Below are 26,808 nucleotides of genomic sequence, written 5' to 3'. Positions count from 1 at the left end.
ACAATTCAACCAATGCGTGCGTGTAGACCAGAGACCGCAAAACGCGCAAGCAGCCGCTTGAGGACCGCGATCCCGGAAGGATCGGTGGGGCAGAACAGCCGCAGCTTCCACGCGATGATTTCCGAAAAGAAGCCATCCGCCTTGAGGCGATCCTTATGAGCTTCCGTGAAGCCCGAAAGCTCGATCCGGTTCACGCCCATGACGCGGGAGCGATGCAACTTCATCCCCTCGGCCAGACGCACGACGGTCTTGCCCTCGAGAACGAGGGCATGGACCTCAGCAGCCGTAAGCTTCGGGCCGTCGTCTGCCAGCGTGGTCGCGACCCAGGCGGGCGAGACTCGGCGGCCGATGATGCGCTGACCGTCATCGGTCTGCAGCCGGTAGACGCGGGTTTCGTCCTGGGGGAGTTGCTTCCAGATCGGCAGGAGAAGGCCCGCCACGATGTGGAGCGTGGCTTCCGAGAACTCCGGCACCTCGGCCAGTTCAGCCGTCCAAGCAGCGGCGAAAGCTGCTCGGTCGGCCTCCAGCCAGTGGGTGTCCTCCATCATCCGGGCTGGGACGGTGCTCGCCTCTGTCGGGCGGACCAGCCGCAGGCGTGGCTCGATGGTCCCATCGTCCAGCATCAGGCTGGTGGCAGGCACCTGCACCGCAGCGCGGCTTGAACGGCTGTTGACCAGCAGGCGTGCCTTCGAGTCGTCGAGCCAGTCGAGCGCATCCGCGAGCGAGGTCGGCGTGTTGCGGCGTTTCTCTGCGATGGTCAGAAGCTGGGTTTCCGCGCCGGAGGCCGGGTGGGTGTAGATGACACGCGCATCTATAACGCGGAAGCTCTCTGCCCGCAGCGTCTCGAGCCCAAGGTCATAGACCCCGGCCGCGATGGCCCCCTCGATCCGCTGATCGAGCAATTCCTCGAAGGCCGAGAAGAGCACGGCCTGCATGTGGATCGTCAGTGCCAGAAGCCGATTGAGGAAGGTCGTGATGGGCGGCAGGTCGTCCTTCAGACCGTTGTCATCGGTCAGGCTGAGGCCCGTTGCATCCTCGAAGGCACCGAGCGAACAGCCAGCCACATCGCCGCGATAGATGCGGCGGTAGAGTTGGCGCAGTGCGTCGCGGGCGTAAGGCGACTCGAGGTTGTCCTCCGGCCGGAACAGCCCCTGCCCGCCGGTTTGGCGCTGGCCCCGCGTGATCGCCCCGAGCGTGTCGAGGCGGCGCGCGATGGTCGAGAGGAACCGCTTCTCCGCCTTCACATCGGTGGCCACCGGCCGGAACAGCGGCGGCTGCGCCTGATTGGTGCGGTTGGTGCGGCCAAGACCCTGGATCGCCGCGTCGGCCTTCCAGCCCGGCTCGAGCAGGTAGTGGACGCGCAAGCGCTGGTTCTTTGCACCCAGGTCGGCGTGATAGCTGCGCCCGGTGCCCCCGGCATCCGAGAAGATCAGGATGCTTTTCTGGTCATCCATGAAGGCGGCCGTTTCCGCGAGGTTGGCGGAACCTGCACGACTTTCCACGACAAGCCGAGCGCCTGCGCCCTCGCCCTTGCGCACGATGCGGCGCGACCGGCCCGTGACTTCGGCCACGAGATCGGTGCCGAAGCGTTGGACGATCTGGTCGAGCGCGCCCGGGACGGGCGGCAGTGCGGCCAGCTTCTCGATCAGCGCGTCGCGCCGGCGGGCGGCCTCGCGGCATTCGACCGGCTGGCCATCGCGCATGACGGGGCGCGAGGACAGATTGCCCTCGCTGTCAGTGAAGGGCTCGTAGAGCTGCACCGGGAAGGAATGGGCGAGGTAATCGAGGACATATTCCCGCGGGGTGATATCGACGCGGATGTCGTTCCACTCCTCGGTCGGGATCTCCGACAGGCGGCGTTCCATCAGCGCCTCGCCCGTCGAGACGATCTGGATCACCGCTGCATGGCCAGCCGCGAGATCGGCTTCGATGCTGGCGATCAGTGTGGGGGTTTTCATGGAGGTCAGGAGATGGCCGAAGAAACGCTGCTTGGCGGATTCGAAGGCCGAGCGTGCGGCGGATTTGGCCTGGCGGTTCAGCGTGCCGCCGGATTCGCCAGTGATGTTGGCAGCCTCCATCGCGGCGGCGAGATTGTTGTGGATGATCACGAAGGCCCCGGCATAGGCATCGTAGATGCCGCGCTGCTCGGGGGTCAGCGCATGTTCCAGCATCTCGTACTCGACGCCGTCATAGGAGAGCGAGCGGGCAGTGTAGAGGCCGAGGGACCGCAGGTCGCGGGCGAGGACCTCCATCGCCGCGACCCCACCCGCCTCGATGGCTTGCACGAATTCGACCCGCGTCGCGAAGGGGAAATCTTCGCCGCCCCAAAGCCCGAGGCGTTGCGCATAGGCGAGATTGTGGACCGTCGTCGCGCCGGTGGCCGAGACATAGACCACGCGGGCATTGGGAAGCTTGTGCTGCAGTCGCAGGCCCGCCCTGCCCTGCTGCGAGGCTTCCGTGTCACCGCGCTCGCCCTTGGACCCTGCAGCGTTGGCCATGGCATGGCTTTCATCGAAAAGGATCACCCCGTCGAAATCCGCCCCCAGCCAGTCGACGATCTGGTCGACCCGGGACTTCTTGGCGCCGCGTTCTTCCGATCGGAGCGTCGCATAGGTGGTGAAGAGAATGCCCTCGGTCAGCGGGATGTCGCGGCCTTGGGCAAAGCGAGAGAGCGGCGTGACCAACAGGCGCTCCTGGCCAAGGGCCGACCAGTCGCGCTGCGCGTCCTCCAGCAGCTTGTCACTCTTCGAAATCCAGAGCGCCTTGCGACGACCTTGCGCCCAGTTGTCGAGCAGGATCCCGGCCGACTGGCGGCCCTTGCCCGCTCCGGTGCCATCTCCGAGGAAGAAGCCCTTGCGGAAGCGGACCGCGTCCGCGGCATCGTCGGGCGCGGCCGAGACCATGTCACCGGTGTCATCGACGGTCCACGAGCCGGCGAGATAGGCGTCATGCGCTTCGCCCGCGTAGATCACGGTCTCGATTTGCGCATCGGAGAGCAGACCGTTGCGCAGCACGGCGGCGGGGAGTTTCGGGCGGTAGGAGGGTTTCGGGGGCGCGACCGAAGCCATGGCCGCCGACTGCACCAGCTTGGTGGGGTGCGGGGCCGCGCCGGGGATGTCAATCGCCTGCAGGCGGAAGGTCTCGTAGATCGCGTCCGACAGGCGGGCAGCGCCGAGATCGTCCGCGGCCTCGCGCAAGGTATAGGACAGATCCTCCGTATCCGGCGTGGCGACATGCACGTCCACATTGGCCGCTGCCGTCGAACGCAAGGGTCGAGCGGCAGGACCGGACGCACGGGGCGGAAGTCCCCGGAAAGGGGAAGCGAGCTGCGATTGAGCGACGGCGCCCGCATCCAACGCGAGGCGCGGTGGGACCTCGGCCACGATCCGAGCGAGGAGTTGCGCCACATCCGGCGAGATGGAGCGTGCCAGATCAGCGGTAATGCCACCCCGCTCCCCGCCACGGCACTTGTCGAAGACCGAGATCCGGGTCTCGAAGCTGGTGCCGTGCTTGGCGAATGCGGCACCGGAGATGGCGCCGGTGAACACCAGATGCGCAGCCTCGGTGAGGCGGTCGAAGGTTTCCGCCCAGGCGGGCGCTTCGGGCGCGAAGCTGGCCCCTGTGACAGCGACCAGCCGACCACCGGGGGCCAGCCGGGCAAGCGCCGAGCGCAAATGCCGGGCCGTCGCCTCGGTCGTCCGACCATCGACATGGGCTACCGCCGAAAACGGAGGGTTCATCAGGACGACGCTCGGGCGCAAGCCCGCGTCCAGATGATCGTCGATTTGTGCTGCGTCGAAGGTAGTGACGGGACGCCCCGGGAATAGGTGGCGGAGAAGATCGGCGCGCGTGTCGGCGAGCTCGTTCAGCGCGAGGCTGCCGCCCGCGATCTCCGCGAGGATCGCCAGAAGCCCGGTCCCGGCCGAAGGCTCGAGGACGAGGTCACGGGGCGTGATCTGCGCTGCTGCCATTGCAGCCAGTCCCATGGGCAGCGGCGTCGAGAATTGCTGGAACCGCTCCATCTCCTCCGAGCGCCGCGTGTGCGTGGGCAAAAGGCCCGCCACCTTGGCGAGGATCGGCAGCAACGCGGCAGGTGAGCCCGCCCGGGCCAGAAGCGCGCGGCCGAACTTCCGCAGGAAGAGGACCAGTGCCACCTCACCCGCCTCATAGGCGAGCTTCCAATCCCATGCGCCATCGGCATCGGAGCCGCCAAAGGCGCGCTCCATCTCAAGCCGAAGACGCAGCGCGTCGATCTGGAAGCCCTTCGCCAGGTCGGGCTGCAGCGCCTCGGCCACGGCGAAGATCGCGGGCGCAGGATCGCGAGATGGAACAGGAACGGGAGGCGCAACAGGCGCGAGATAGGTCATCGGGGAACTCCGGAATGAGGGACAGGATGAGGCCCGGACGCCCTCTCTCGGGCACCCTCAGGCCTGATCTTCGCCCGCCCATCTCTCCCTCTCGAACCGACGCGTCCCGGTTGTCTGGCTTGATTTTGTTCTTGTTATGTTCTATATTGAGGGCCAAGCCAGCAAGGGAGTTTCCCGATGGACAGCACCACATACGCCTTGCCCGCAACGCCCAAGCAGATCGCCTATGCGCGGTCCCTCGCCCTGCGCAACCAGACCCTCCTGCCCTGGGAGGTTCAGCAGGACCGCCGGTCCTTGAGCGCCTGGATCGAGGCGCAGTCCCAGCTGAAGCCGGTCTCCGAAATGGACCGACTGCCCACGTCCAAGCAGGTGGCCTTCGCAGAGAAACTCGCCCGGATCAAACGGCGCGCCGTCCCGGAGGAATGCTTCCGCGACAAGGGGCTGATGTCGAAGTGGATCGACGGGAACAGGTGAGCACGGCACCGGCTGGCTCTGCTGGTTCCGGCCTTCCTGAGCTTCTGCCATACCGTGGCTTGGCAAACCGAGCGTCGTTGCCAACCTATAGGTTGGCAGACTGGCCCTTCGGGACATCAGCCTCGGTCAGACTCCTGTCCGAAGGACCAAGGGTTGGTCCCGACGGCACGCCGGGAGGTAAACCGCTGCGACCTTCGGCATCCACCGCAAGTCGTAGTCGTCTCTCGACCCAGCGTCTTCAGATCTTCCTCCACTTGGGGCTAACCCCTCGGTTCTTTGGAAATGGTGATATTGGAGCGTCCATAACGCTGGAAAGGCATCCTGATCAAAGATATCTGTAGATATCTCTTTGAAAATCTGTCACTTTAGGTATCATGGACGCCGCAAGGTCACAGAATCTGAAGAAGCTGCTCGATGCCGTGCCCGCCGGGTATCTGGTCGATGCCGCATGGCTCGTCTCCCAAGGCATCGCCTATGAGAGCTTCCGTGACTATGTGAAGCGCGGCTGGCTGCACCGCATCACCCGAGGCGTCTTCCGCCGTCCGCTCCCCAGCACCGCAGCCACGCCGACATCGAACAGCATCGACTGGAAGACCTGCATCCTTTCCACGCAGCACATCATGGGTCATGACCTGCATGTCGGCGCCACCACGGCGCTCGGCGAACAGGGGCATGCCCATTACCTGCGCCTCGGCGAAAGCTCTCCGGTCTGGGTCTATGGGGACAGTATCCCGAACTGGCTGGTGAAACTGCCGATGGATGCCGAGATCAGAACCCGCCCCCGATCCTTGTTTGCCGACCCGAAACTGGGCTTGATCGAGGGCAAAACGACTGGCCAACCATGGGACTGGGGTCTCACGATGTCGACGCCGGAACGCGCGATCCTTGAGGCCATGGACGAGTTGCCCGACCATGAAAGCTTCCACACGCTTGACATGGTTTTCGAGAGCCTGACGACCCTGCGCCCGAAACTGCTTTCCGATCTCCTGCAGGCCTGCCGCAAGATCAAGGTCAGGCGCTTGTTCTTCGTTTTCGCTGAGCGCCACGATCATCCCTGGCGCAAACGGATCGACCCGCAGGCCTTCGACCTCGGCAGCGGCGACAGAGCCTTGGTTCAAGGCGGCAAGATCCACCCGCGCTACCGGATCATGGTGCCGGAAGATTTCGTGAAACCGGAGGCCGACAGTGGCGCGTGAGACCTATGAAGCCCAAGTCGCGCTCCTGGTGCGCGTCCTGCCTCATGTCGCGGGCGAAAGCGTCTTCGCGCTCAAGGGTGGGACGGCGATCAACCTCTTTTACCGGGACTTGCCGCGGTTGTCGGTCGATATCGACCTGACCTACCTCCCAATCAAAGAACGCGCCGAGAGCCTGGACGAGATCAATGCCACGATGGATCGCATCGCGGCTGCCATCGAAACCGGTATCCGCGGCGCGAAATCTCAACGCATCCAAGGGGGCGGTGGCGGGGCCACGCGGCTGCTGGCGCGCCTCGGCAATGCCGAGATCAAGATCGAAACCTCGCCCGTCACCCGTGGCGTCGTCCACGACCCGGAAATCCGGACCGTCTCGGCCGCTGTCGAGGATGCCTATGGCTATGCTGAAATGCAGATCGTCTCGTTCGAAGACCTGTTCGCTGGCAAGCTGCACGCCGCCCTGGACCGGCAGCATCCTCGCGACCTCTACGACGTCACCCTACTCTACGAACACGAGGGCCTGACGCAGGAGCTCTTCCAGACCTTCCTGATCTATGTCGCAAGTTCGCCGCGCCCGGCGCATGAGTTGCTCGATCCGAACCTGATCGATCTCGGGCAACCCTATGCGCGGGAATTCGAGGGCATGACCAGAACCCCTGTCCCCCTCGATACGCTTCTGGCGACGCGCCTGAGATTAATCACCGATGTGCAATCGCGGCTCGATACCAAGGCGAGGCAGTTCCTCCTGACACTTCAAGACGGTGAGCCGGACTTTGCGGCCATCGACCGGTCGCAGGCGGCTCACCTGCCAGCCGTGCAGTGGAAACTCCTCAACCTGCGCAAGCTGAAGCGCGACAACCCCGTAAAGCACACCGCGCAGCGCGACGCCCTGCTGAAGCTTCTGGGCTGAATCGTGCACCGCGCCGTCGCGAGGCGGGTGAGCATTGGCCCCCTGGGTTGACTGTCTTGAATTTGCCTCCCGCCTCGGAATGGGGACCAGACAAAGCGCTGAAGCGCACTGACGCCTCAGCCATGGACTATCTCTCCAACCAATCGTGCCAGCCAAGTCGGGAACTGCGGCGCAGCAGACACCAGTTCTGTCTTTGCCGTGTCCGCGAGCTTGGATCGCAGGATTTGCAGGGCCTTGGGAGCCTCATCCGGCCCGAGCCAGGCAAGAGCCCGAACAACCTGGCCGGAGGTCTTGTTGCCAAGGGCCAACTGCCAGCGCGGCGCATAAAGCAGTTCGACCGCTTGCCGGCCAAGGTTCAGCACACGGCTTCGCCCGGAGGTGAGGTAAACCGACTTGACCGGCACCTGCGTGATCAGGCCCAGAGCGTTTGCCGCAGCAGCACCGCTCGGCACGATCGCCTCGCCCCGCTGCACAGCGAGCGCCTCAATCGCTTGTTCGGTCGAGGGGCTGCGCGGACCAAAGCGCGTTTGAACGGGGCGCATGTAGATGCCGCGTCCCGCCCGGATCAACTCGCCGCGCGTGGCCAGACGCGACAGCGTCTGATCGACCGCCGCGCGCGAGCCTAGGTGCAAGAGGCCCTTCGCTGCCAAGGATACCCCCTCCGGCAACGTCATCGCGACCTTCATAATGCTCTCGGCCATGCGCTCCATGATCGCTCCTTTGTCAGAAAAATGCGCAGGTTTCTGACAGTTTTCAACCGTGCGGTCTCACCCGAAGCGGCGACCTCCTTCGGTGAAGGTGTACTCGTTCACGATGATCCCCTCCTCGATGGCCTCGTCTGAAGTGAGATGGTCGTATTCAGCCTGAAGCTGGCGGTAGAGCCAGCGGGCCAGATCACGCAGCGCCTCGGTCACGATCTCCTCGGCGTCTTCGGTCGGCGGCTGCCAGGTCGGGCTGTCCCGCGTGACGTCGATCAACATGGTGTATTCGTGGTAGTAGCGGCCGCGGTGGCTGACCTCGGCGGCGAGCTGGTAGAAGTTCCGGCGCTGGATGGCCTGCAGCCGGTCGGCGATGCCGTGCAGCGTCGCGTCGCTCGGGGCGTAGTCCCGGATGCGCGCGGCCGCGCCCTTGGCGTGGCTGAGATACCCTTCGAACGACGCTCCGTCGCCCTGGCTGCAAAAGCCGGAGAACCAGATGCAGGGCTTGGCCCGCGTCCCGCCGCCCATCAGGCGGACGGGCGTGGTCTTGAGCCGGACGCCGAGGATTTCGCAGACCCGCTCGAAATCCTCATAGACCGCGTCCCACCAGTCATCGTGGGGTCCGAGTTCGCGATACCAGCTGCGCGCCTTTTCCTTTGCGGCATCCGAGAGTTCGGGAAATTGGTAGACGGTGGTGCAGATGATCTCAGGCATGTTCGTCCTCCCCGTTCAGCGCGGCGGCCAGCCATTCCTGGCTGCTGGTCCAGCCGATGGACTTGCGTGCGCCGAGATCGATGACATGCGCGCCGCCGCCGAAGGCGTCGAGGCGCGGTCGGGAGCAGGTGAGGGCATACTGGAAGCCCCAGAGGCCGATGAGGTCGATCTCTTCCGCAAGGCGCAACACGAAGCGGATGACGGCTTCGACATCGCCGTGGTCGTCGTCATGGATCCAGATGGCGCTGCCCTCGGGCGCGTCCTGGAGCACGAGATCAAAGCCCGTGACCTCCGGGTCATTGGCGTCCTGATCGGCTTCGCGCAAGCTCCGGAAGAGGGCGAGCGCGCGGGCAGCCTTGTCGGGGGTGCCGACATCGAGCAGGCACGAGAAATGGGTGAAGTAATCCGCCATGGGGACCTCCTGAAAGGGGAGAGCCCGGCCGAAAGGCCGGGCATTGGATGGAGTGAAAGGTTGGCTGGCAGCGATCAGGCAGTTGGCTGGTCGCCCGCCGCCTGTCGCGTGGCATGCGCGCAGAGCATCTGCCGGTAGAAGCGCTTGCGCGCTGCCCGGAAGCCGCGAACGGCGCGCGTGTCGCTGTGAAGCGCCCGGGCCGCCGCGCGCAGGACGGTGTAGGGCGAAGCCGTCACGAGCAGGCCGAGGCGCTGATAGGCCGGGTCAGTCATCTCAGATGACCTCGACCACGGGCGATGCGAGATGCGGATCGACCAGTGCCTCGATCCGCTCGGCCCGGCCCATCCATGGCTCGGGTCGGATGGCCTTCACCCAGTCGGCGAAACTCGGGATGAAGCCGAGATCTTCCTTCACATGCTGTTCGCCGACCCAGCGGGTCGGGATGACGCGTCCAGTCGACAGCGTGAGGGTCGGCCCGAAGATGGTCTCGGCCATGAAGATGCCCTCGGCATGGTGGCGCAAGGCCCGGTGCCGAAAGTCCGCAGTGATCTCCTTGCTCTGGTCGAACCAAGCATGCACGGCCATGTAGCAGTCGACCGTGCCGCCCCATTTCTTCACCGAAGAGAGGGCGTGGTGATAGCAACTGTCTTTCAGGAGACTGCAGAAGCGTAGTCCGTGGCGTCTCGCGCCATCGCGTTGATGATCGTGAGCAGCTTGCGGGCGCATGCTGTAATCGCAAGTTTCGGAGGCTTTCCAGAATCCTGAAGTCTGGCTCGAAACGCCGCCAACGTCGGGTCGAACCGGCTGGCTACAAACCCCGCGAGGTAAAGGGCTCGCCTGATGTCAGCTCGGCCACCCCAGACTCGTCTCTTGCCTCTGGATAAACCTGAGTCACAAGCCTGCGGCGCAAGTCCAGCAAGCGCAGCAATCTGCTTGGCCTTTAGTCTTCCGAGCTCGGGCAATCGGGCAAGTATCACGGCGACCAGTGCCGGTCCGATCCCGGGCGCTGTACGAAGTCGACGTGCTTGTTCGAGAAGAGACCCGGAAGCCGCGATGTGGCGAGCGATCTCCTTCTCAACTGCATCGAGATGATCTTCAAGACTCGCAACAAGACGCTGAATTTCCCGCCTGACCCATCCGTCCCGGCTTGTCCCAAGGCGGTTTCTCTCGGCCTGGATCGCAGCGACCAAATCCTCTCGTCGCGCCACGAGGTCAGCCAGGCGCACCCGGTCAGGATCCGGGATGGGGGAAGGAACGAGATCCAACGCTTTCCCCATTCGGGCAAGGATCGCCGCATCAACCTTGTCGGTCTTTGCCAGCTTTCCCGTCGCCCTCGCAAATTCGCGCGCCTGCCGCGGGTTCACACGTATGAAACGGGCCTCGGCTTTGATCAGGGCTTCGATCAATGGCCGCTCATAACCACCTGAGGCTTCCAACACGACAACTGCGTCGTTCGCTGCCTTGGCGAACTTTGCAAGCGATTGTTTTGTCGACTTTATCCGCTCATGGCGACCGTTGGACAGATAACAGACGTCGATCCAGTCCATGGCGACATCGACGCCAATGAATTCGTGAGAGGCCATTCCGGCACCTATCCTTGTTCTGCGGGATCGACACCTTGGGGAGTCCTCCCAGGCAACTGTTCAGGTTGAGCAACGGTCAGCTGGCGAGCCCCATGCTATCACTCGGGATTGTTTGCCCAGGGATGTGTCGGGGTCTCGCCAGCCACCCCGATTATGGCAGTTTCCCAATAGACAAGGGATGTGCCATCGCCGCCCCCTTAGAAATCATGTGTGTGGAGTTCGGACGAGGTGAAGCGCTCGTTGAACTCGAGGTGGATGCAGCGGGCCGCGGCGTCGAAACAGAACTCGCCCCAAGCGCCGTCGTTGTTTTCCCAACCGCCATGGGTGTCGGAGAGGAAGTCGTAGGCCAGCTGCTCCACGACATCTTCGAGCGAGAGCTGCCGCATCTCGACCTCGGGGTCGTCCCAGGTCAGCGCGGCACACTCGATCTCGGTCGCGGGGAACTCGACCGCGGTCTCGCCCGACCATGCGCCGATGCTTTCGATCTGGCCGCTGTCACCGGCACCATCGAAGGTCACGGTGACATGGGTGATGCCGGCGGCCATGAGACCGTCAAACAGGCGATCCTTGTTGCCGGGGCGCAGCGCTTCAATGCGGGCAGCACGTTCGGCATGCGCCGCGAAGATCTGCGCCATGTCGACGGTCGGGGGGGCCATCGGCGGCGCGAGGGTGGGTTCAGTCAGGTTCATCGTGTGTCTCCGGTAAGGGGAAGAGATCGGAGCAGGCCGAGGCGATCTCTCTCCCCCGGACGAACTCCAAATTCCCCCTGCCCTTCTCTGCCTCTCGGGCCTCAGGCAGCGACTTGCAGCGCCCGGGCGGCAAAGGCGCGCCAGAGCGGGTCTACGAGACGCCCATCCAGAAGATCGGCGCGGTGGCGCAGCCGTTGCGCCAGATCCGGCTCGCCCCAGGCAGTCGCGCGGCCGGCCTGCGCGCGCAGCTGGCTCGCCTCGGTCACGACGCCCCGCGCTTCAGCCGCGCTCGTCACCGGGTGGCACCATGCGACAGCGTGGTCGCTGGCGGCCCCGGCCAGCACAAGGCGCTCGTCGCGATCGAGGATCGCCAGAAGCTGGGGCGTGACATCCGTGGCCATCCCATCGGCATGGTCGATCGCGCCCAGCATGGCATCGGCCAGCGTCGCAAAGCGCGCGAGGACCAACGGCGCGGCCCGGCCCAACATGAGGTCGGCCGGTGCGCGGCGCGACAGGGTCAGGGCGAAGGGGTGATTGGGGTCGACATCACCAGTTGAAAAATGCGGCGGGACGCCCCGCGCGTAGGCGGTCGGCTGGATCGGCAAGGGCAGATCGAACATGGGGGAAACCTCCGACGGTGCGGGAAGACTCTCTCCCCGCCTCATCCGTCAAAGACCAAACCGCCGCCCTCTTCCTCGAAGGGGCGGCGGTGCCAAGTCGGAAAGACGCGTCAGAGCTTGCCGAGGGCCCGTAGGCTCAGCTCAGTCCCGGCGCCGACGATGATGTGGTCGTGCAGCGTCAAGCCGAGATACCTGCACCCCTTCTGGATCTCCTTGGTCATGCTGAGATCGGCCTCCGAGGGCGTCGGATCGCCCGACGGGTGGTTGTGGATCAGGATCAAGGCGCTGGCGTTCAGCATCAGCGCTCGCTTGATCACCTCGCGCGGATAGACCGGGACATGGTCGACCGTGCCGGTCGACAAGAGCTCATCGGAGATGATGCGGTTCTTGCGGTCGAGGTAGAGCACGTGGAACCGCTCGATTGGGCCGCGAACGGTGAGCGCACAATAGTCCATCAGCGCCTGCCAGCTGCCGATCACCGGGTTCTGACTGAGGTAGCGGCCGAGGATGTCGCGGGCTTCGAGGACGATGGTTTCTTCCTGGGGGGTCATGGGGGTCTCGCTGATTGCGCACGACGAAGCCCCCTGCGCTCTCGGGTCGGGGCCAGCGGCATGCATTTGAAAGGGGAAAGCGCGACCGCCGCAGATGCAGGCGGTCGCGTGGTCGGTCCCGGCGTCAGCCGACCCGGTCGAGGAGCTTCTTGGCGCGCCCTTCCATGTCGAGGCGGGCATCCTGCTGGGTCTTGTCGCGCGCGAGCCGAGTGATGCCCTGCACGAAGTCGAAGATGCTTTCGGGCGGGCGGCCTTCTTCCATCAGCACCTTCTCGATGATCTTGCCGGATTCGGCCTTCGAGAAGCCGCGCTTGCGCAGGAAGTCATCCCGGTCCTCGTCGGTCCGCGCGACGATCTGCTGCCGCGCGGCCTTGATGCCGTTCACGAAGCCCTGCGGCGAGGAATTGGCGAAGCGTGTCAGCGCCGGGGCCGCCTCATGCGCAAAGCGGGAAGCCGCGTATTTCGAGTGGCGGATGGTGATCTCCTGAAAATCCTCGACGCCCCAGAGGTTGCGGTTCTGGCACACCGCCCGCAGGTAGAAGCTTGCCATGCCGAGGGTCTTGGCCCCGACCTCGGAGTTCCAGCAGTAGAAGCCCCGGAAGTAGAGATCGGGGGAGCCGTCGGGCAGCCGACCCGCCTCGATCGGGTTGTGGTCATCGACCAGGAACAGGAAGACATCGCGGTCCGAGGCATAGAGCGTGGTCGTGTCGCGGCTGATCTCGACATCGGGGTTGTAGACCCCCGTCGACCAGTCAAGCACGCCCGGCACCTTCCAGCGCGTGTCACCGGTGCCATTGCCCGCGATGCGCTGCACGGCCTCAACCAGTTCATGGTCATGGATGCGGCCATAGTCGGGGCCGGTCACCGCGCGCAGTTCGGTGCGACCATCTTCGGTCTCGAAGGTCTTGACCTGCTCGGCGCGGTGGTTGGTCAGACCGTATTGGAGGTTGATGCCCGCCAGTGGCGCAGGCAGCTGCCGCAGGTAGGAGGCCGGAGCGCCGACGATGCTCGCAAGCTGACCGAAGGCCCAGTGCGTGGGCGCGACAGGTTCATGCGCTTTCGGCAGGACCAGGTGCAGCCGCTCGGCGCTGTCACGCGCGGCCTCGACCCGGATGTCAGCCGTCTGCACCACGCGGCTGCGGCTGCGCTCGGACCGTCCCTTCACCGATGCCCAAAGATCATCGAGCGACAGATACCGCTCATCATCCGGCCGGTTGAACCACTCGGACGACACCCGCCCGTTCCGCTCACCCCGGCTCACATCCACCTTCCAGCCACCAGCCTTCCTCGGTGCGACCGGATCCAGAACCTCCACAACGCCCATCGGCTATCTCCCGCGACGGGCACCGGGAGCCACTCTCCCAACCCTTAACCCGTCGCAGGGAAACCGGCCAAACTCGGACTCTCAGTCCTCGAATGAGCGCGGTTAGTCAGTCAGTCTTCTTGGCCCTGTTTCGGACGCGTGTTCCACATGGGCCGGATGCAAGGGTTGGATTCCTTACAGAAAGCGTATAAACGACCACTCAACAAGCATGGACCTGGGTGCAATCCCCGGGTGGCTCTTCCGGCCGCCGATCCGCCGGACAACCTGAACTGACCAACAGATCACATCTCGACCCGCGGACATTTGGCCCGGGTCGATCAGGAAAACTTTGCATGATTTCACTCGATGCCTACCGCGCGCAGTGGTTCGGCACCATCCGCGCCGATGTGCTGGCCGGACTTGTCGTTGCGCTGGCCCTCATCCCCGAGGCGATTGCCTTTTCCATTATCGCCGGGGTCGACCCCAAGGTGGGGCTCTACGCCAGCTTTTCCATCGCCGTGCTGATCGCCTTCGTGGGCGGACGGCCCGGGATGATCTCGGCCGCGACGGCCGCAACGGCGGTGCTGATGGTCACGCTGGTTCGCGACCACGGGCTGCAATATCTGCTTGCGGCCACGGTGCTGGCCGGGCTGATCCAGATCGTAGCGGGGCTCCTGAAGCTCGGCTTCGTGATGCGCTATGTCTCGAAGTCGGTGATGACCGGCTTCGTCAACGCGCTGGCCATCCTGATCTTCATGGCGCAGCTCCCGGAACTGGACCCGACCCAGGTCACATGGCTGACCTATGCGCTGGTCGCCGCAGGCCTGGCCATCATCTATCTGTTCCCTTATGTGACCAAGGCGATCCCGTCGCCGCTGGTCACCATCCTGGTGCTGACGGCGCTGACGATGGCCTTCGGCTGGGATGTGCGCACGGTGGGCGACATGGGTGCGCTGCCCGACACGCTGCCGGTGTTCCTGATCCCGGACATCCCCCTGACGCTGGAGACGTTGCTGATCATCCTGCCCTATTCCATCGCCGTCGCGGTGGTGGGCCTCTTGGAAAGCCTGATGACGCAGAACATCGTCGATGACCTGACCGACACCAAGTCGAACCGCAACCAGGAATGCATCGGGCAGGGCATCGCCAACACCGCCACAGGTTTTATCGGCGGCATGGCGGGCTGTGCGATGATCGGGCAGTCAATCATTAACGTGAAGTCGGGCGGTCGTGGCCGGCTGTCGGCCTTCACCGCCGGGGTGGTGCTGCTGATCCTCGTCGTGTTCCTTGGCGACTGGGTGGCGCAGATTCCGATGCCCGCGCTGGTGGCGATCATGATCATGGTCTCGATCGGCACCTTCTCGTGGTCGTCGATCAAGAACCTGACGCTGCACCCGCGCTCCTCCTCCATCGTGATGATCGCGACCGTTGTGACTGTGGTTTACACCCACAATCTGGCCATCGGGGTGCTGGTCGGGGTGCTGCTGTCAGGCATCTTCTTTGCCGGCAAGATCGCGCAGCTCTTCAAGGTAACCTCGACCATCTCGAAGGATGGCCGCGTGCGGACCTATGTCGTCGAGGGGCAGCTTTTCTATGGGTCGGTCGAGGACTTCATGAATGCCTTCGACTTCAAGGAGGCGCTCGATCGCGTGGTGATCGACGTGTCGGCCGCGCATATCTGGGACATCTCTTCCGTGCAGGCGCTGGACATGGCGGTGCTGAAGTTCCGCCGCGACGGGGCCGAGGTCGAGATAATCGGCATGAATTCAGCATCCGAGACCATCGTCGACAAGCTTGCCACGCATGACAAGCCAGGAGCGATGGACAAGCTGATGGCACATTGAGGGGGACAGGACATGACCGACCAACACCAGAAGATCGTCGCCCTCGTTGACGGCTCGATCTATTCCGCCAGCGTTTGCGACCATGCTGCTTGGATCGCCAGCCGCACCGGAGCACCGGTGGAATTGATCCACGTCCTTGGCCGTCGCGAGGCCTCAGACACCCACGACCATTCCGGTGCCATTGCGCTTGGGGCGCGAACGGCCTTGATGGAGCAACTGGCAGAACTGGACGCGCAACGCGCGAAGCTTATCAGCCACCGCGGTCGGGCGATCCTAGACGACGCGCAAGCCCTCTTGGAAAAGGCCGGTGTGACCGAAGTCACCACCAGGCTGCGCCTCGGCGATATCGTCGAAGCGGTCGCCGATGTCGAAGCCGACGCGCGCGTGATCCTGATCGGCAAGCGCGGCGAAGCGGCGGATTTTGCCAAGGGACACCTTGGTTCGAACCTCGAACGCATTATCCGCGCCAGCCACAAACCGGTCTTCGTCGCCTCGCGCGCCTTCAAGCCGATTTCGAAGGTGCTGGTCGCCTATGACGGCGGGGCATCCGCGATGAAAGCCGTTGACCACATCGCGCGCAGCCCGCTGTTTCAGGGACTCTCCGTGCATGTCGTGACCGTGGGCACTGCCACGCCGGAGGTCACCAAGGGCCTGGTCGATGCAAGCGCGATGCTGAAGGCCGCAGGAATCGAAGCGGAAACTTCAGTCCTGCCCGGCCAGCCGGAAACCGCATTGGCCAAGCTGGTGGAGGAAGCGCAGTTCGACATGCTGGTCATGGGGGCCTACGGCCACAGCCGCATCCGCAGCCTCATCATCGGGTCCACCACAACGGCCATGATCCGGTCCTGCAAGGTGCCGGTCGTGCTGATGCGCTGACCAATGACCAAACCGACTCAAAAGCTCATGAGACAGCGGTTCCTTCGGCGTGACCGGGCAGAACCGTTTGCCTTGTGACAGGAATCGCAGGAGACTGCCCAGCATGGAAACTCGGCCTGGCCGGATTGGCAAAGCGTCAGGCTGCTTTGCTGGATGTCGGCGCAGAACATCATGCCCAGTTACGTTGAAAGTCAGTCGCCCCGGAGATGCGCCCCGGCGTCATGGTCCATCTGACCGTTGGTGCGGACGAGATCGTTGCCCGCATCTCCCGCAGCGCCGCCGGGCAATTGGCATTTCAGCCCGGCGATGCGGCCCATGCGGTGCTCAAGTCCATGTCCCTTGCGCGCGACCACATCGCCAAGCGCACCGTCTCTTACAGCCAGCCGCGCCGCTTGAAGTAGAAGTACGGAAGAACAGCGGACAGGATCATCAGACCTATGGCAAAAGGATACCCAAGCGTCCATTTGAGTTCCGGCATGAACTCGAAGTTCATGCCGTATAGCGACGCGACCAGAGTGGGCGGAAGGAATACCACCGCCGCGACCGAGAAGATCTTGATGATGGCATTCTGCTCAATATTGATCAGGCCAAGGGTTGCATCGAGGAGAAACGTGATCTTCTGCGCCATGAACCCCAGGTGATCGGTCAGCGAGCGCACGTCGGACACCAGAGCCTTGAGCTGGTCGCGGACCTCCTTGCTGGTCTGAGTCAGCTTCGGGCCAAGGAAGGCAAGGACACGTTCAAGCGTTGCGAGGCTGTCACGGATGTTCGAGGTCAGATCGCCTTTGCGACCAAGCTCTTCGAGCGTCGCCTTGTAATTGGCATCCTTGCGCGCCTCTCTCCCCTTTTGGCCAAAGACGCTTCGTGAGATGGCATCGATTTCCCGCCCGGCCCGTTCGAGAATGTCGGCAAGACGGTCCACCACGGCCTCCAGCAATCCAAGCAGAATGGTCTCGCCACTCGTGAGGCCAAGAGACGTCTTTTCTGCGCGCTGTGGGAACGTCGTGAACGCGCGGGGTTCGGTATAGCGGATTGTAACCAGGCGATGATCGGACAGGATGAACGTGATCGGCTGGATGACGGCGTCATCGGCATCGGTGTGAGACGGGATCAGGGCTGTCATGAAATGCCCGCCATCCTCGGAGTAGAGCCTCGAGGATATCTCGATCTCCTGCATCTCGTCGCGCGTCGGAAGTTCCAGCTTGAGTTGTTGTTCCAACTCGGTCTCCTCCTCCCTGTCCGGATTGAACAGATCCCACCAGACAACCGTCTCCGCGCGGGCAGAGACAGGTTTCAGTTTTTCACCCAACAGTTCATATGCACGGATCATGCGGACCCTCCTGGAAAAGTACCTTTTTGTGGCACTATCCCTTTGACTTGAGATCGTGAAGTCGCTTTCTCAGGCAAGGTCCAAAAGCATCGGATGCAAGGACCCAGAGGAAACCAAATGGCGAACAAAGATCAAAGACGCAACCCGACTGCCGCCTTCGGCGTGGGTGCCATCGTGGGCATGCTCGGCGGGCTGATTGGCCTGGGAGGAGCCGAATTCCGCCTGCCACTCCTGATCGGGATGTTTCGCTTTGCCGCACTTGAGGCGGTGATCCTGAACAAAGCCACGAGCCTCGTCGTGGTCGCCACAGCTTTGCCGTTTCGCTCGAGCACTATTCCTTTTTCCGAGATCGCGGCACACTGGCCAATCATAGCCAACCTGCTTGTCGGAAGCCTCTTGGGCGCCTGGTTGGGTGCGGGCTGGGCCACGCGGCTCTCCTCGGCAGTGCTTTACAAGGTTTTGGCCGTTCTCCTTGTGCTGATCGCCGGTGTGCTGCTGGTGGGGCATGACGTTGCAACCTCGGGGGCGATGCTGACAGGTACTGCGCAGATGCTGGCTGGGGTTCTTGCGGGCTTCGGCATTGGCGTTGTCGCCTCGCTGATGGGCGTTGCGGGCGGCGAATTGCTGATCCCGACGCTGGTCCTGCTGTTCGGCGCCGACATCAAGCTGGCCGGGTCGCTGTCGTTGGCGGTCAGCCTCCCCACAATGCTGGTGGGTTTTGCCCGCTACAGCCGCGACCAGAGCTTCACGGTTCTTGCGCGAAATGGCCGGTTCGTGCTGGTCATGGCGGCGGGCTCGATCCTTGGCGCCTTCATCGGGGGCCAGCTTTTGGGCATCGTACCAAATGAAATCTTGCTGCCCTCTCTGGCGGCGATCCTGCTCGTCTCGGCCGTGAAGGTTTGGCGGCACAAGTAATTTGGCGAGTTGTCTTTTGCATGGAATTCGGGCCAAGCCCTGCCATGCAGAACATCATCGTCTTCTTCGCTGCCGCCTTTTTCGAGATCGCCGGATGCTTTGCCGTCTGGGGCTGGTGGCGGCTGGACAAAAGCGCGCTCTGGCTTATCCCCGCTGCACTGTGCCTTGGGTTGTTCGCCTGGCTGCTGACGCTGGTCGAGGTGGAACATGCGGGCCGGGCCTATGCCATTTACGGCGGCATCTACATCGTGGCGTCGCTCGCCTGGCTTTGGGTCGTCGAAGGCGCGCGGCCTGACAGATGGGACATGATCGGATCGCTGGTCTGTCTGATCGGGGCGGCGATCATCCTTTACGCACCGCGCGACGTCTGACCGCGTCACGCCAGCTTATGCCGTAGCGGGATCAGACCAAGCGCCGCGATGACGGCAAAAGCCGCTCCGGCAAGGAAGGTGGCCTCTGATCCGAAGCCCTGCCAGAGCCCGCCTGCGATCACACTGGCCAGAAGCAGCGCGCCACCCGTGATCAGGTTGAACATGCCATATGCCGTACCGCGCAACTCGGCCGGAACCGCTTCGGCAACCAGCGCGGAAAGAAGGCCCTGCGTGACGCCCATGTGCAGCCCCCAGAGCGCGATGCCCAGACCGAGGCCGACAAACCCGGGCGCCAGCGCCAGCACCAGATCGGCAGCGATCAGCAGGCCAAGCCCGGCCATCAGCATCGTGGGTCGGCTCATTCGATCCGACAAGACGCCCGCAGGCCAGGCCGACAGCGCGTAGACCGCATTCATCCCCACCAGAACCAGCGGCACCAGCATGAGAGACAGACCCACCTCCTCGGCCCGCAGGATCAGGAAGGCCTCGGAGAACCGCGCAAGAGTGAACACGGTCGCAACCGCGACAACGGCCCAGTACATGCCGCCCAGCATCCGCAACTCAGCCCGCGACAGCGGGTTGCGGACCTTGCGCAGCCCTGCCGTGCGGGCGGGTTCCTTCACGGCAAAAAGGATCAGGCCAAGCGCCATGAAGGCCGGGATGACGGCGACCCAAAAGACCGACTGGAAGTCATTGGCAAAAGCCCACATCAGCACGATCGCCAGAAGAGGGCCAAGGAAGGCACCGACCGTATCCAGCGACTGGCGCAGGCCGAAAGCTGCGCCGCGCCGTCCTTCCGGGGCAAGGTCGGCGACCAGCGCATCGCGCGGCGCGCCGCGGATGCCCTTGCCGACCCGGTCGATGAAACGGGCCGTGACCAGCCAGCCGATCGACGGCGCGAGCGGAAACACGGGCTTCGTCAACGCGGCGAGGCCGTAGCCAATGGCTGCCAGTTCCTTGCGCCGCCCAATCCGGTCTGACAGCGCACCGGAGAACACCTTGGTGATTGCGGCCGTCGCCTCGGCAATGCCTTCAATCACTCCCACAGTCAGCGCCGTCGCCCCAAGGCCAACGGTCAGATAAACCGGCAGCAGCGCATGGATCATCTCGGACGAGACATCCATCAACATCGACACGAAACCGAGCGCCCAGATTCCTGCGGGCAATCCCCGCCAGGGGGAGGCGGCCTTGTCCACCGTCGTTTCTGCCATGACGGCCTCCTCTGTTTGGCGTGGTGTTCCGGTCGGTCAGTCGTGGCGCTGGCACTCGGCCAAAGCTTCGGCCCGCGTCACACCGATATCGTCCAGCATCCGGTCCTCGAGCCGCGCCAACGCCGCGCTCTGCCGCTGCCTGTCTGCCCAGGCCAGGAGGGGCGAAGGCGCCGCGCTTTGCGCCAACGGCGGGAAATGCGGAAAGAAGGCATTCAGAGATCTGGTCTGTTTCATATCCATCCTCCGGGGTCAGCCGTTCTCGCCCTTCGCGTCAAAGACGCGCTTGGCGTAGTCATCCAGCACGGCCTCGCAGCCGTTCAGCCGCGTCCGTGCCTCCTCGGCACGCGCCGCACCGTAGAAATCGAGCTTGCCGATCTTTTCAAGCCAGCCCTGCAGCTTCTTCAGATCGACGTCGTTCTCTTCCAGCTCGGCATAGCTGTAGTGGCCGGCGGTGATTTCCTTCGCGACCTCGCGTTCGAAGTCGTCGCATTTGTCGATGAACTCGGCATAGGCCTCGTCCCGTTCCGCCTTGAAGCGGCCCACGACCTTCGCCTCCTGGCCCGGGTCCAGCGCGACGGTCTGCAGGATCACGCTCTCACCCTTGGCCTCGTCGATGTCGTTCTCGACCATCTTCAGGCGGCGAATGTGGTCATCCGTGCGGGGCAGCACACAGACGCCATTCTGAAGATAAACGGCACCCATCCCCTTCAGCTTGCGCCAGATGGCGATGCGTTTGGCCGAGGGTTCTGGAGGGACCTTGTAGGTCAGAAGGAGCCACGTGATTGCGGTCATTTGAACATGTATAATGTAACGATGGTTACATGTCCAGAGTTCCAATCGTCGTTGGCATGTTACTGCAATGTGCCAGGACTTTGTTCAAAGGCCGCACCGAACCCGGCGGGTTTCCCCGCCGGGCCCGAGGGAGACCCGTTCTCAGAACGGGATCTCGTCGTCGCGGTCGACCAGCTCGGGGTTTTCATTCTCGGCCGACTTTGGACGGCTCAGGAAGTCGACCTTCTCGGCGATGATCTCGCAGCCGTAGCGGTCCGTGCCGGTTGCGTCGGTCCACTTCGTGTAGTGGATGCGTCCGTGGACGAGGACCTTCATGCCCTTTTCGCAGTGCTCTGCGACGGTCTTGCCGAGACCGTTGAAGCAGGTGATGCGGTGCCATTCGGTGTCCATGACCCGGTAGCCGTTCTCGTCGCGCATCACGCGACCTTCCGAGAGGCGCGGCCGCGAGGTGGCCAAGGTGAAGTTGGTGATCTTGGTACCGCTTTGGGTCGAGCGCACTTCGGGGTTCTGACCGATGTTGCCGGCGAGGATGACGATGTTCTGCATTCTGTAGCTCCTGTTTTTCCTGTCCCTGGGACCGTCCCTTCGACAAGACCCGAAAGAAGCCTGTCGGGTGAGGCGTGCACGGCTGGTCCAGCAGACCAGACGGAAACCCCCAAAGGTCCGGGGTGGAGCGGGCAGCCCCAAAGGGGCAACACGGCCCGGACTGACGCGGGGTTGCGCGCCAGAGGCCGAACAGGCTTAGGGGATTGTCAGTCGAAGGGATGGCACCGGGGATAGGGGCGACCTGGGGCTCTCGCAGAACTCGGCCTTCCTGGCCAAGGCAACTTGGTTGAGGCATTTGCAAAACCGCCGACTCAGCGGCTCAAGCCAACCTCATCCCCCTGCCCTATCGCGGTGACCCCTGTGGGAGTTGCGATTTTGCGACGTGACGACTATCCCGAACCCATTATTCAGGACACGAGGGCCCAATGGCTGATTTCAATCTCGAGGCGATGTCGCTCAGGGAACTACGGCCATTGCAGAAGGACCTCGCCACGGCGATTTCCACCTATGAGGACCGGCACGAGGCCGAAACCCGCGCCAAGCTGAAAGCCATCGCCAAGGAGATGGGCTACTCCCTCGCCGAACTGATCGGTGTCGAGGTGACGACCACCCGTGCGCCAGCCGTGGCGAAATACCGACACCCGGGGAACGCGGCTGTCACCTGGTCGGGCCGTGGCCGGAAACCGCAGTGGTTCGTGGCAGCGCTGGCCGCTGGCAAGTCCGCCGCCGATCTGGCGGTCTGACGGAGTTGGGTGAACCGCACGGGCGAAGCATCGTCAAGTTAAGGAAACCGGTTTCTGCTGACATGACTGCCTGATCATGTTAAACGAACGTGTTTTTCTTAACACGACGCGGGGAACATGTTAAAGCCGACCTATGCCATTCCCGCCCTGCCACCCGCGGCAGAGATCGAAACTGTTACGGTGCTGAAGGCGCTCGCTCGCGCCAGCCGTGCTCTTGCGGATCTGAAGGGTCAGGCGAAGACCATCCCGAACCAAGGCATCCTGATCGACACACTGGCGCTTCAGGAAGCCAAGGCTTCTTCGGAGGTCGAGAACATCGTCACGACGCAGGACGAGCTGTTTCAGGCGGACCTTTTCCCTGACGATCCGCAGTCACCTGCGGCCAAAGAGGTGGCTCTCTATCGCGATGCGTTGCGGCTCGGATACGCGCGCTTGGGCGAAACCGGCGGCCTCATCCCGAATTCGGCGCTCATCGACATGTTTCGGTTGCTGAAGGGACGCAGCGACGGATTTCGCGTGACCCCGGGAACTGCCCTGAAGAACGAGCAAACAGGGGAGATCGTCTTCGTTCCACCCCAGAACGCGCATGAAATTGTCCGCCACATGACGGCCCTCGAAAAGTTCATCAACGACGATGACCTCAGCGACCTCGACCCCCTGATCAAGATGGCCTTGATCCATCATCAGTTCGAAAGCATCCACCCGTTTCCGGACGGGAACGGACGGATCGGGCGCATTCTGAACGTGCTCTATCTTACCCGGACTGGGTTGCTTGATATCCCGGTGCTGTACTTGTCGCGATTCATCACCCGCAACAAGGCGGACTACTATCGACACCTACAGGCGGTGCGCGACACCGGAGACTGGGAAGCTTGGGTCATCTACATGCTGGAGGCTGTGGCCGAGACTTCTGCCACAACGGTCGAGATCGTCACCGGCATCCGAAAGCAAATGGCGGATGTGAAGCATCGACTGCGGGATGAATTGCCCAAGATCTACAGCCAGGAACTTCTGAACAACCTGTTCCGCCACCCGTACACGCGGATCGAATATCTGCAGAACGATCTGGATGTCAGTCGGCAAACGGCCGCGAAGTATCTCGACACGTTGGCTGATCATGGCTTCGTCGAAAAGCACCGCACGGGTAAGCACAACTACTTCATCAACGTCGCCCTGGTGAAACTCTTCCTCGACGTGTCGGGCGGACCGTAAGCCCGACACCGGGCGTTCGGCTCCTTAGGCGGAAGAGCCGACCTCCCCGTCGGCTCAGATTTCCGGGTCACCGAGACGTCTGAAAGCCGAATGGCCCAGATCGGGGCTCCTGCCCCGATGCAGAGCCCTCGGCAAAGACCGTGGGCATTATGCCCACGGGTCGACCTCAGCGACCACTCGAACCTCGTCGCCGTCGATTTCATCGGCGGGGACGGCGCCGAAGGTTCCATCCCCTGCTTGGAAGACGACGATCGAGACCATGAGCGTGGCGGCGAGGGAGGCTGCGAAGGCGTGAGCATCTTTGCGGGACATCTGTTTGGCTCCTGTCTGGGAGGCGGGGGACCATCCCCCGCGCGACAGGACCCCGCAGGCCCGAAAACTGGCTGACATCACCGGGTGCGTTCGGCTCGTCCGAATCCTCCCGGCGGCACGGGCTCGCCCGTAGTCCGACCCCTCGCGGGTTGATCTCGAAGACAGGATTCGGGGCGAGAAAGGGAATGGCGAGCGGGGGATGGTGCCCTGACGACTGGAGCCTGTTGTTCCGCTGATGCTTCTAATGCCGCCAACCTCCCGGCCAGGCTCTTGGTTGAAGACCTCCTTCTTGGGGGATGGATCCTTTGGTGCCCCGCGATTTCGTGGGACGAGGGTGTGGTCTGTGAGAGGCCCACTCATGAGCAGGCCCCTCACGCATTGTCAGGGCTCAAGCGGCCAGGTCCGCGCCCCCTGCCCTCTCGCCGTTCTCGGCGCTGACGATTTCCAGCCGCGCATTGCGATAGCCCTCCCGCGCGATCCAGAGCTCCGCCACGGTGACGGACTCCGCCAGATGCAGCAGTTCGGTATTCCCACCGAAGTCCAGCAACACGCGGACCTGCCCGGGCTTAGGTTCCTCCGCCACCTCGAAGACCAACCGGCTGTCCGCCGAATGGCTCCGCATGATGGTCACGAGGATCACCCCGTCCGAGGAGAAGTTCCCCTCATGCAGCGTGAAGGAGGCCGGTGCTGCGTATTCCACGGGAGTTGGGCAGCTGTTCCACGCGAAGCTGGGCGCGTGTTCCACGGCATCGTGGGCATCGATTCCACGGACGCTCGGGCAGTTTTGCCGACAGCGTGATGGAGTCAGTGTTGAGCGGTGGGGTCAAGGATTTTCATCAGTGCTTTTTTGCGTCGCATGCTTTCACCGGAGAGAGGTAGGCGATGTGCGTTGTGTACGAGGCGATCAAGGATGGCGTCGGCAAGGGTTGGGTCACCAACGGCCTCATGCCAGTGCTCGACGGGGAGTTGGCTGGTCACGATGGTGGATCCACGTCCGTGTCTGTCTTCGAGGATTTCGAGGAGATCCCGCCGTTCAGACATTGTCAGAACTGATAGTCCCCAATCGTCGAGTATCAGCAGCTTGGTCTTTGCAAGTGTCTTGAGGAGGTTGGCGTGGCGGCCATCACCACGGGCAATGCTCAAGGTTTCGAACAGGCGCGGTACGCGGTGATAAGCAGCTATATGGCCGTCTCGGCAAGCTTTGTGGGCTAGAGCGCAAGCTATCCAACTTTTCCCCAATCCCGTCGGCCCCGTGATCAAGAGATTTTCGTGACGCATGATCCAACTGCCATCGATGAGGTGCGCCATCAGCGCCCGATCAATTCCGCGCGGGGTGCGCATGTCCAAATCTTCGACGCTGGCAGACTGGCGCAATGCCGCAAAGCGCAGCCGTGTCGCCATACGCTTGGTGTCGCGCTCCGTCGTTTCGCGGTCGACAAGCAAACCAAGGCGATCCTCGAAGCCTAGAGCATCGAATGTGGCCTCTGCACGGCGTTGCTCATCGAGTGCATTGGCCATCCCTGTCAGGCCGAGGGCGATTAGCCGTTCTGTCGTTGGGTGTTTCAGCAAGTTTTGGTTTCCTTCTAGTGATAGTAGCTCTGGCCACGGATGTTGGCGTGCTGCAGCGGCGCCTCTTCAGCGTTTTCGTCGAGGAAGGCTTGGTCTAGGCGGGCTTTGAGGATGGATTTGATGGAAGCCACAGATCGGGCGCGGATGCTCAAGCCCCGTCGGCAGGCCGCATCGATGCGTGCGGGCTCATAGCTCTTTGCCAAGGCCAAGATACCCAGACAGGTTCTGAAGCCCTGCTCAGGGTGGGGGCGGTCGGTCATGATGGTTTCGCAAAACGACGCCACGGACGGCCCAAGTTTTTCCGCCTGAGCGAGGATCCTCGCGGGCGTCCAGTCAGCATGCCGCCGATGGGCTGATGGCATATGTTCCGCGAGTGTCACATGGCTACGTCGACCCAGGCAGCGCGGATGGCTGGCAACGCGCACACCCTTATGGAAGACCTCCACCACATCGCCACAAACTCTGATATCGACTTCCTGGCGGATCAGACCAAAGGGCACAGAATACCAAGAACTATTCACCTCAACATGGTAATCGGGCGCAACACGAGCCTTCTTCCAAAGCGCAAATTCGTAGGGCTCAGATGGTAGAGGCTGGAGGTTGGGTCGATCCAGGGTCGCAAAAAGATCAGCTCGACTGGCGCTGTAGCCGCGCATGACACGCGTGTTGAGCCGATCAACCAACAGTTTTATCGCAGCATTGAGATCGCGCAGGCAGAAGAAGCGGCGATTGCGCAAGCAAGCCAGTACCCAGCGCTGTGCAACCTGCACTGCAACTTCAACTTTGGCTTTGTCTCGGGGCTTGTAGGGACGTGCAGGTAATACAGCCGTCCCATAGTGCGCGGCCATTTCCGCATAGGTCCGGTTCAATCCTGGATCGTAGCGATCTGCCTTCAGAACAGCCGACTTCAGATTGTCCGGTACAACAGCACGCGGCGCTCCGCCAAGGAAGGCGAACATTCGGACATGGGCAAGGATCCAGTCTTCAAGGCCTTCGGACCCGACAGCCTCGGCATAGGTGTAGTTGGACGCACCCAACGTGGCGACAAAGAGTTTCATCGCACGGGCCTCGCCCGTTACCGGGTCGATTACATCAATCGTGTCGCCCGCAAAGTCGACAAAGACTTTCTCACCACCAACATGCGTCTGCCGCATCGTCGGGCGGACACGACCCTTCCAAGCGTCGTAATGTTCACAGAACCAAGCATATCCAAAGCCATGAGGGTAGGCTTGCCGATACTCCTCCCAGAGCAAGGCGCGGGTGACCCCAGGGCGGCGCAACTCTCGGTCAATCTCAACCCAATCTGGAACCGGACGCTCCGGGTCGCTGACCGCAGGCGGCGCAGGAAAAAGTAGCAACTCAAGGTCATCGTCAGAAAGCCCGTCGGGCAAAGGCCAACTCAAGCCTGCTGCACGCGCACGACTTAAGTACGAACCTACAGTGCCCTTTCCCAACCCAAGCGACGCAGAAATCTGCCGCTCACTTAGCTTCTGCCCCAGTCGGAGCCTCAAAACATCGCGTATCCGTCGCATCGACAATCGTCCCGTTGGCATCTCGGCTCTCCCCTTCAAAC

Annotated in this window: 29 protein-coding genes, 1 pseudogene and 1 other annotated feature; of the genes and pseudogenes, 10 read left to right on the top strand and 20 right to left on the bottom strand. The window is 63.0% G+C overall.

Annotation, left to right across the window (positions count from 1 at the left end; all coding sequences use genetic code 11):
- Positions 1-5 precede the first annotated feature (5 nt).
- Positions 6-4,367: a strawberry notch-like NTP hydrolase domain-containing protein gene (locus JO391_RS20700; protein WP_220664676.1), complete on the bottom strand. Its 4,362-nt coding sequence runs from the start codon at positions 4,365-4,367 to the stop codon at positions 6-8.
- Between the two features lie 177 nt (positions 4,368-4,544).
- Between JO391_RS20700 and JO391_RS20695 the strand changes: the two genes are divergently transcribed.
- The 3 genes from JO391_RS20695 (at position 4,545) to JO391_RS20685 (ending at position 6,944) form a co-directional block, all read left to right on the top strand.
- Positions 4,545-4,841 carry a hypothetical protein gene (locus JO391_RS20695; protein ID WP_220664675.1) on the top strand — a complete coding sequence of 99 codons (297 nt, stop codon included), beginning with the start codon at positions 4,545-4,547 and terminating at the stop codon, positions 4,839-4,841.
- A 374-nt stretch (positions 4,842-5,215) separates the two neighbouring features.
- Positions 5,216-6,037: a type IV toxin-antitoxin system AbiEi family antitoxin gene (locus tag JO391_RS20690; RefSeq protein WP_220664674.1), complete on the top strand. Its 822-nt coding sequence runs from the start codon at positions 5,216-5,218 to the stop codon at positions 6,035-6,037.
- Positions 6,027-6,944 carry a nucleotidyl transferase AbiEii/AbiGii toxin family protein gene (locus JO391_RS20685; RefSeq protein ID WP_220664673.1) on the top strand — a complete coding sequence of 306 codons (918 nt, stop codon included), beginning with the start codon at positions 6,027-6,029 and terminating at the stop codon, positions 6,942-6,944. Before JO391_RS20690 ends, JO391_RS20685 begins: the two co-directional genes overlap by 11 nt.
- A 116-nt stretch (positions 6,945-7,060) precedes the next feature.
- Here the strand turns inward: JO391_RS20685 and JO391_RS20680 are convergent, their stop codons facing one another.
- The 10 genes from JO391_RS20680 to JO391_RS20635 form a co-directional block, all read right to left on the bottom strand.
- Entirely contained in the window at positions 7,061-7,654 is a 594-nt protein-coding gene (locus JO391_RS20680) for a DUF6088 family protein (protein ID WP_220664672.1), read from the bottom strand.
- Between the two features lie 57 nt (positions 7,655-7,711).
- The gene (locus JO391_RS20675) at positions 7,712-8,356 is read right to left on the bottom strand and encodes a DUF8835 domain-containing pootine (protein ID WP_220664671.1); all 645 of its coding nucleotides are present in this window, start codon (positions 8,354-8,356) and stop codon (positions 7,712-7,714) included.
- Positions 8,349-8,768: a hypothetical protein gene (locus JO391_RS20670; protein WP_220664670.1), complete on the bottom strand. Its 420-nt coding sequence runs from the start codon at positions 8,766-8,768 to the stop codon at positions 8,349-8,351. Before JO391_RS20670 ends, JO391_RS20675 begins: the two co-directional genes overlap by 8 nt.
- A gap of 74 nt (positions 8,769-8,842) precedes the next feature.
- Entirely contained in the window at positions 8,843-9,040 is a 198-nt protein-coding gene (locus JO391_RS20665; protein WP_220664669.1) for a hypothetical protein, read from the bottom strand.
- A gap of 1 nt (position 9,041) precedes the next feature.
- A complete protein-coding gene (locus JO391_RS20660; RefSeq protein WP_220664769.1) occupies positions 9,042-9,422 on the bottom strand; it encodes a DUF6915 family protein in 381 nt (126 codons plus the stop codon).
- The gene (locus JO391_RS20655) at positions 9,419-10,351 is read right to left on the bottom strand and encodes an IS110 family RNA-guided transposase (protein ID WP_220664668.1); all 933 of its coding nucleotides are present in this window, start codon (positions 10,349-10,351) and stop codon (positions 9,419-9,421) included. The genes JO391_RS20660 and JO391_RS20655 overlap by 4 nt, the downstream gene beginning before the upstream one ends.
- 197 nt (positions 10,352-10,548) lie before the next feature.
- Positions 10,549-11,040, bottom strand: a complete 492-nt coding sequence (locus JO391_RS20650; protein WP_220664667.1) for a DUF6878 family protein — start codon at positions 11,038-11,040, stop codon at positions 10,549-10,551.
- 101 nt (positions 11,041-11,141) lie between these two features.
- The gene (locus JO391_RS20645; protein WP_220664666.1) at positions 11,142-11,660 is read right to left on the bottom strand and encodes a DNA repair protein RadC; all 519 of its coding nucleotides are present in this window, start codon (positions 11,658-11,660) and stop codon (positions 11,142-11,144) included.
- Between the two features lie 110 nt (positions 11,661-11,770).
- Positions 11,771-12,211, bottom strand: a complete 441-nt coding sequence (locus tag JO391_RS20640) for a JAB domain-containing protein (protein ID WP_220664665.1) — start codon at positions 12,209-12,211, stop codon at positions 11,771-11,773.
- Between the two features lie 124 nt (positions 12,212-12,335).
- Positions 12,336-13,535 carry a DUF932 domain-containing protein gene (locus tag JO391_RS20635; protein ID WP_220664664.1) on the bottom strand — a complete coding sequence of 400 codons (1,200 nt, stop codon included), beginning with the start codon at positions 13,533-13,535 and terminating at the stop codon, positions 12,336-12,338.
- Between the two features lie 207 nt (positions 13,536-13,742).
- Positions 13,743-13,800 (top strand) — a sequence feature (sul1 is cis-regulatory element that is thought to sense ions involved in sulfur or methionine metabolism; They are found in Alphaproteobacteria).
- Between the two features lie 67 nt (positions 13,801-13,867).
- Between JO391_RS20635 and JO391_RS20630 the strand changes: the two genes are divergently transcribed.
- From JO391_RS20630 to JO391_RS20620, 3 genes are all read left to right on the top strand, one after another.
- Positions 13,868-15,358, top strand: coding sequence for a SulP family inorganic anion transporter (locus tag JO391_RS20630; protein ID WP_220664663.1), 1,491 nt, complete (start codon positions 13,868-13,870; stop codon positions 15,356-15,358).
- A 12-nt stretch (positions 15,359-15,370) separates the two neighbouring features.
- Complete coding sequence (locus tag JO391_RS20625) at positions 15,371-16,234, top strand: universal stress protein (protein WP_220664662.1); 864 nt, start codon at positions 15,371-15,373, stop codon at positions 16,232-16,234.
- A gap of 221 nt (positions 16,235-16,455) precedes the next feature.
- Entirely contained in the window at positions 16,456-16,635 is a 180-nt protein-coding gene (locus tag JO391_RS20620) for a TOBE domain-containing protein (RefSeq protein WP_259444931.1), read from the top strand.
- Here the strand turns inward: JO391_RS20620 and corA are convergent.
- On the bottom strand, positions 16,608-17,564 hold the full coding sequence (gene corA / locus JO391_RS20615) for a magnesium/cobalt transporter CorA (RefSeq protein WP_220664660.1): 957 nt from the start codon (positions 17,562-17,564) through the stop codon (positions 16,608-16,610). The genes JO391_RS20620 and corA overlap by 28 nt on opposite strands.
- A gap of 117 nt (positions 17,565-17,681) precedes the next feature.
- Between corA and JO391_RS20610 the strand changes: the two genes are divergently transcribed.
- Positions 17,682-18,479 carry a sulfite exporter TauE/SafE family protein gene (locus JO391_RS20610; protein WP_220664659.1) on the top strand — a complete coding sequence of 266 codons (798 nt, stop codon included), beginning with the start codon at positions 17,682-17,684 and terminating at the stop codon, positions 18,477-18,479.
- A gap of 44 nt (positions 18,480-18,523) precedes the next feature.
- Complete coding sequence (locus JO391_RS20605) at positions 18,524-18,850, top strand: YnfA family protein (protein ID WP_220664658.1); 327 nt, start codon at positions 18,524-18,526, stop codon at positions 18,848-18,850.
- A gap of 5 nt (positions 18,851-18,855) precedes the next feature.
- On the opposite strand, the gene JO391_RS20600 is transcribed toward JO391_RS20605, so the two are convergent.
- From JO391_RS20600 to JO391_RS20585, 4 genes are all read right to left on the bottom strand, one after another.
- Positions 18,856-20,061 (bottom strand): MFS transporter, encoded by a 1,206-nt coding sequence (locus JO391_RS20600; protein ID WP_220664657.1) that lies wholly within the window; start codon positions 20,059-20,061, stop codon positions 18,856-18,858.
- Between the two features lie 36 nt (positions 20,062-20,097).
- A complete protein-coding gene (locus JO391_RS20595) occupies positions 20,098-20,295 on the bottom strand; it encodes a DUF1127 domain-containing protein (protein ID WP_220664656.1) in 198 nt (65 codons plus the stop codon).
- Positions 20,296-20,310: 15 nt separating this feature from the next.
- On the bottom strand, positions 20,311-20,853 hold the full coding sequence (locus JO391_RS20590) for a Chromate resistance protein ChrB (RefSeq protein ID WP_220664655.1): 543 nt from the start codon (positions 20,851-20,853) through the stop codon (positions 20,311-20,313).
- A gap of 141 nt (positions 20,854-20,994) precedes the next feature.
- Entirely contained in the window at positions 20,995-21,399 is a 405-nt protein-coding gene (locus tag JO391_RS20585; protein WP_220664654.1) for a single-stranded DNA-binding protein, read from the bottom strand.
- Positions 21,400-21,824: 425 nt separating this feature from the next.
- On the opposite strand from JO391_RS20585, the gene JO391_RS20580 reads away from it, so the two are divergent.
- Positions 21,825-22,142 (top strand): H-NS histone family protein, encoded by a 318-nt coding sequence (locus tag JO391_RS20580; RefSeq protein ID WP_220664653.1) that lies wholly within the window; start codon positions 21,825-21,827, stop codon positions 22,140-22,142.
- Between the two features lie 117 nt (positions 22,143-22,259).
- Positions 22,260-23,354, top strand: a complete 1,095-nt coding sequence (locus JO391_RS20575; protein WP_220664652.1) for a Fic family protein — start codon at positions 22,260-22,262, stop codon at positions 23,352-23,354.
- Positions 23,355-23,501: 147 nt separating this feature from the next.
- On the opposite strand, the gene JO391_RS20570 is transcribed toward JO391_RS20575, so the two are convergent.
- The 4 genes and pseudogenes from JO391_RS20570 to istA all read right to left on the bottom strand — a co-directional run bounded on the left by JO391_RS20570 (position 23,502) and on the right by istA (position 26,788).
- Positions 23,502-23,666 (bottom strand): hypothetical protein, encoded by a 165-nt coding sequence (locus JO391_RS20570; RefSeq protein ID WP_220664651.1) that lies wholly within the window; start codon positions 23,664-23,666, stop codon positions 23,502-23,504.
- Positions 23,667-24,054: 388 nt separating this feature from the next.
- Positions 24,055-24,360, bottom strand: a pseudogene (locus JO391_RS20565) (UCP036055 family protein); the annotation flags it as partial.
- Positions 24,361-24,470: 110 nt separating this feature from the next.
- Positions 24,471-25,235: an IS21-like element helper ATPase IstB gene (gene istB, locus JO391_RS20560; RefSeq protein WP_220660781.1), complete on the bottom strand. Its 765-nt coding sequence runs from the start codon at positions 25,233-25,235 to the stop codon at positions 24,471-24,473.
- 14 nt (positions 25,236-25,249) lie between these two features.
- Entirely contained in the window at positions 25,250-26,788 is a 1,539-nt protein-coding gene (gene istA, locus JO391_RS20555) for an IS21 family transposase (RefSeq protein ID WP_220660780.1), read from the bottom strand.
- Positions 26,789-26,808: the final 20 nt, after the last annotated feature.

The sequence above is a fragment of the Neotabrizicola shimadae genome (genome assembly GCF_019623905.1).
Taxonomy (GTDB): domain Bacteria; phylum Pseudomonadota; class Alphaproteobacteria; order Rhodobacterales; family Rhodobacteraceae; genus Neotabrizicola; species Neotabrizicola shimadae.
This window is presented reverse-complemented; position numbering and strand designations above follow the sequence as displayed.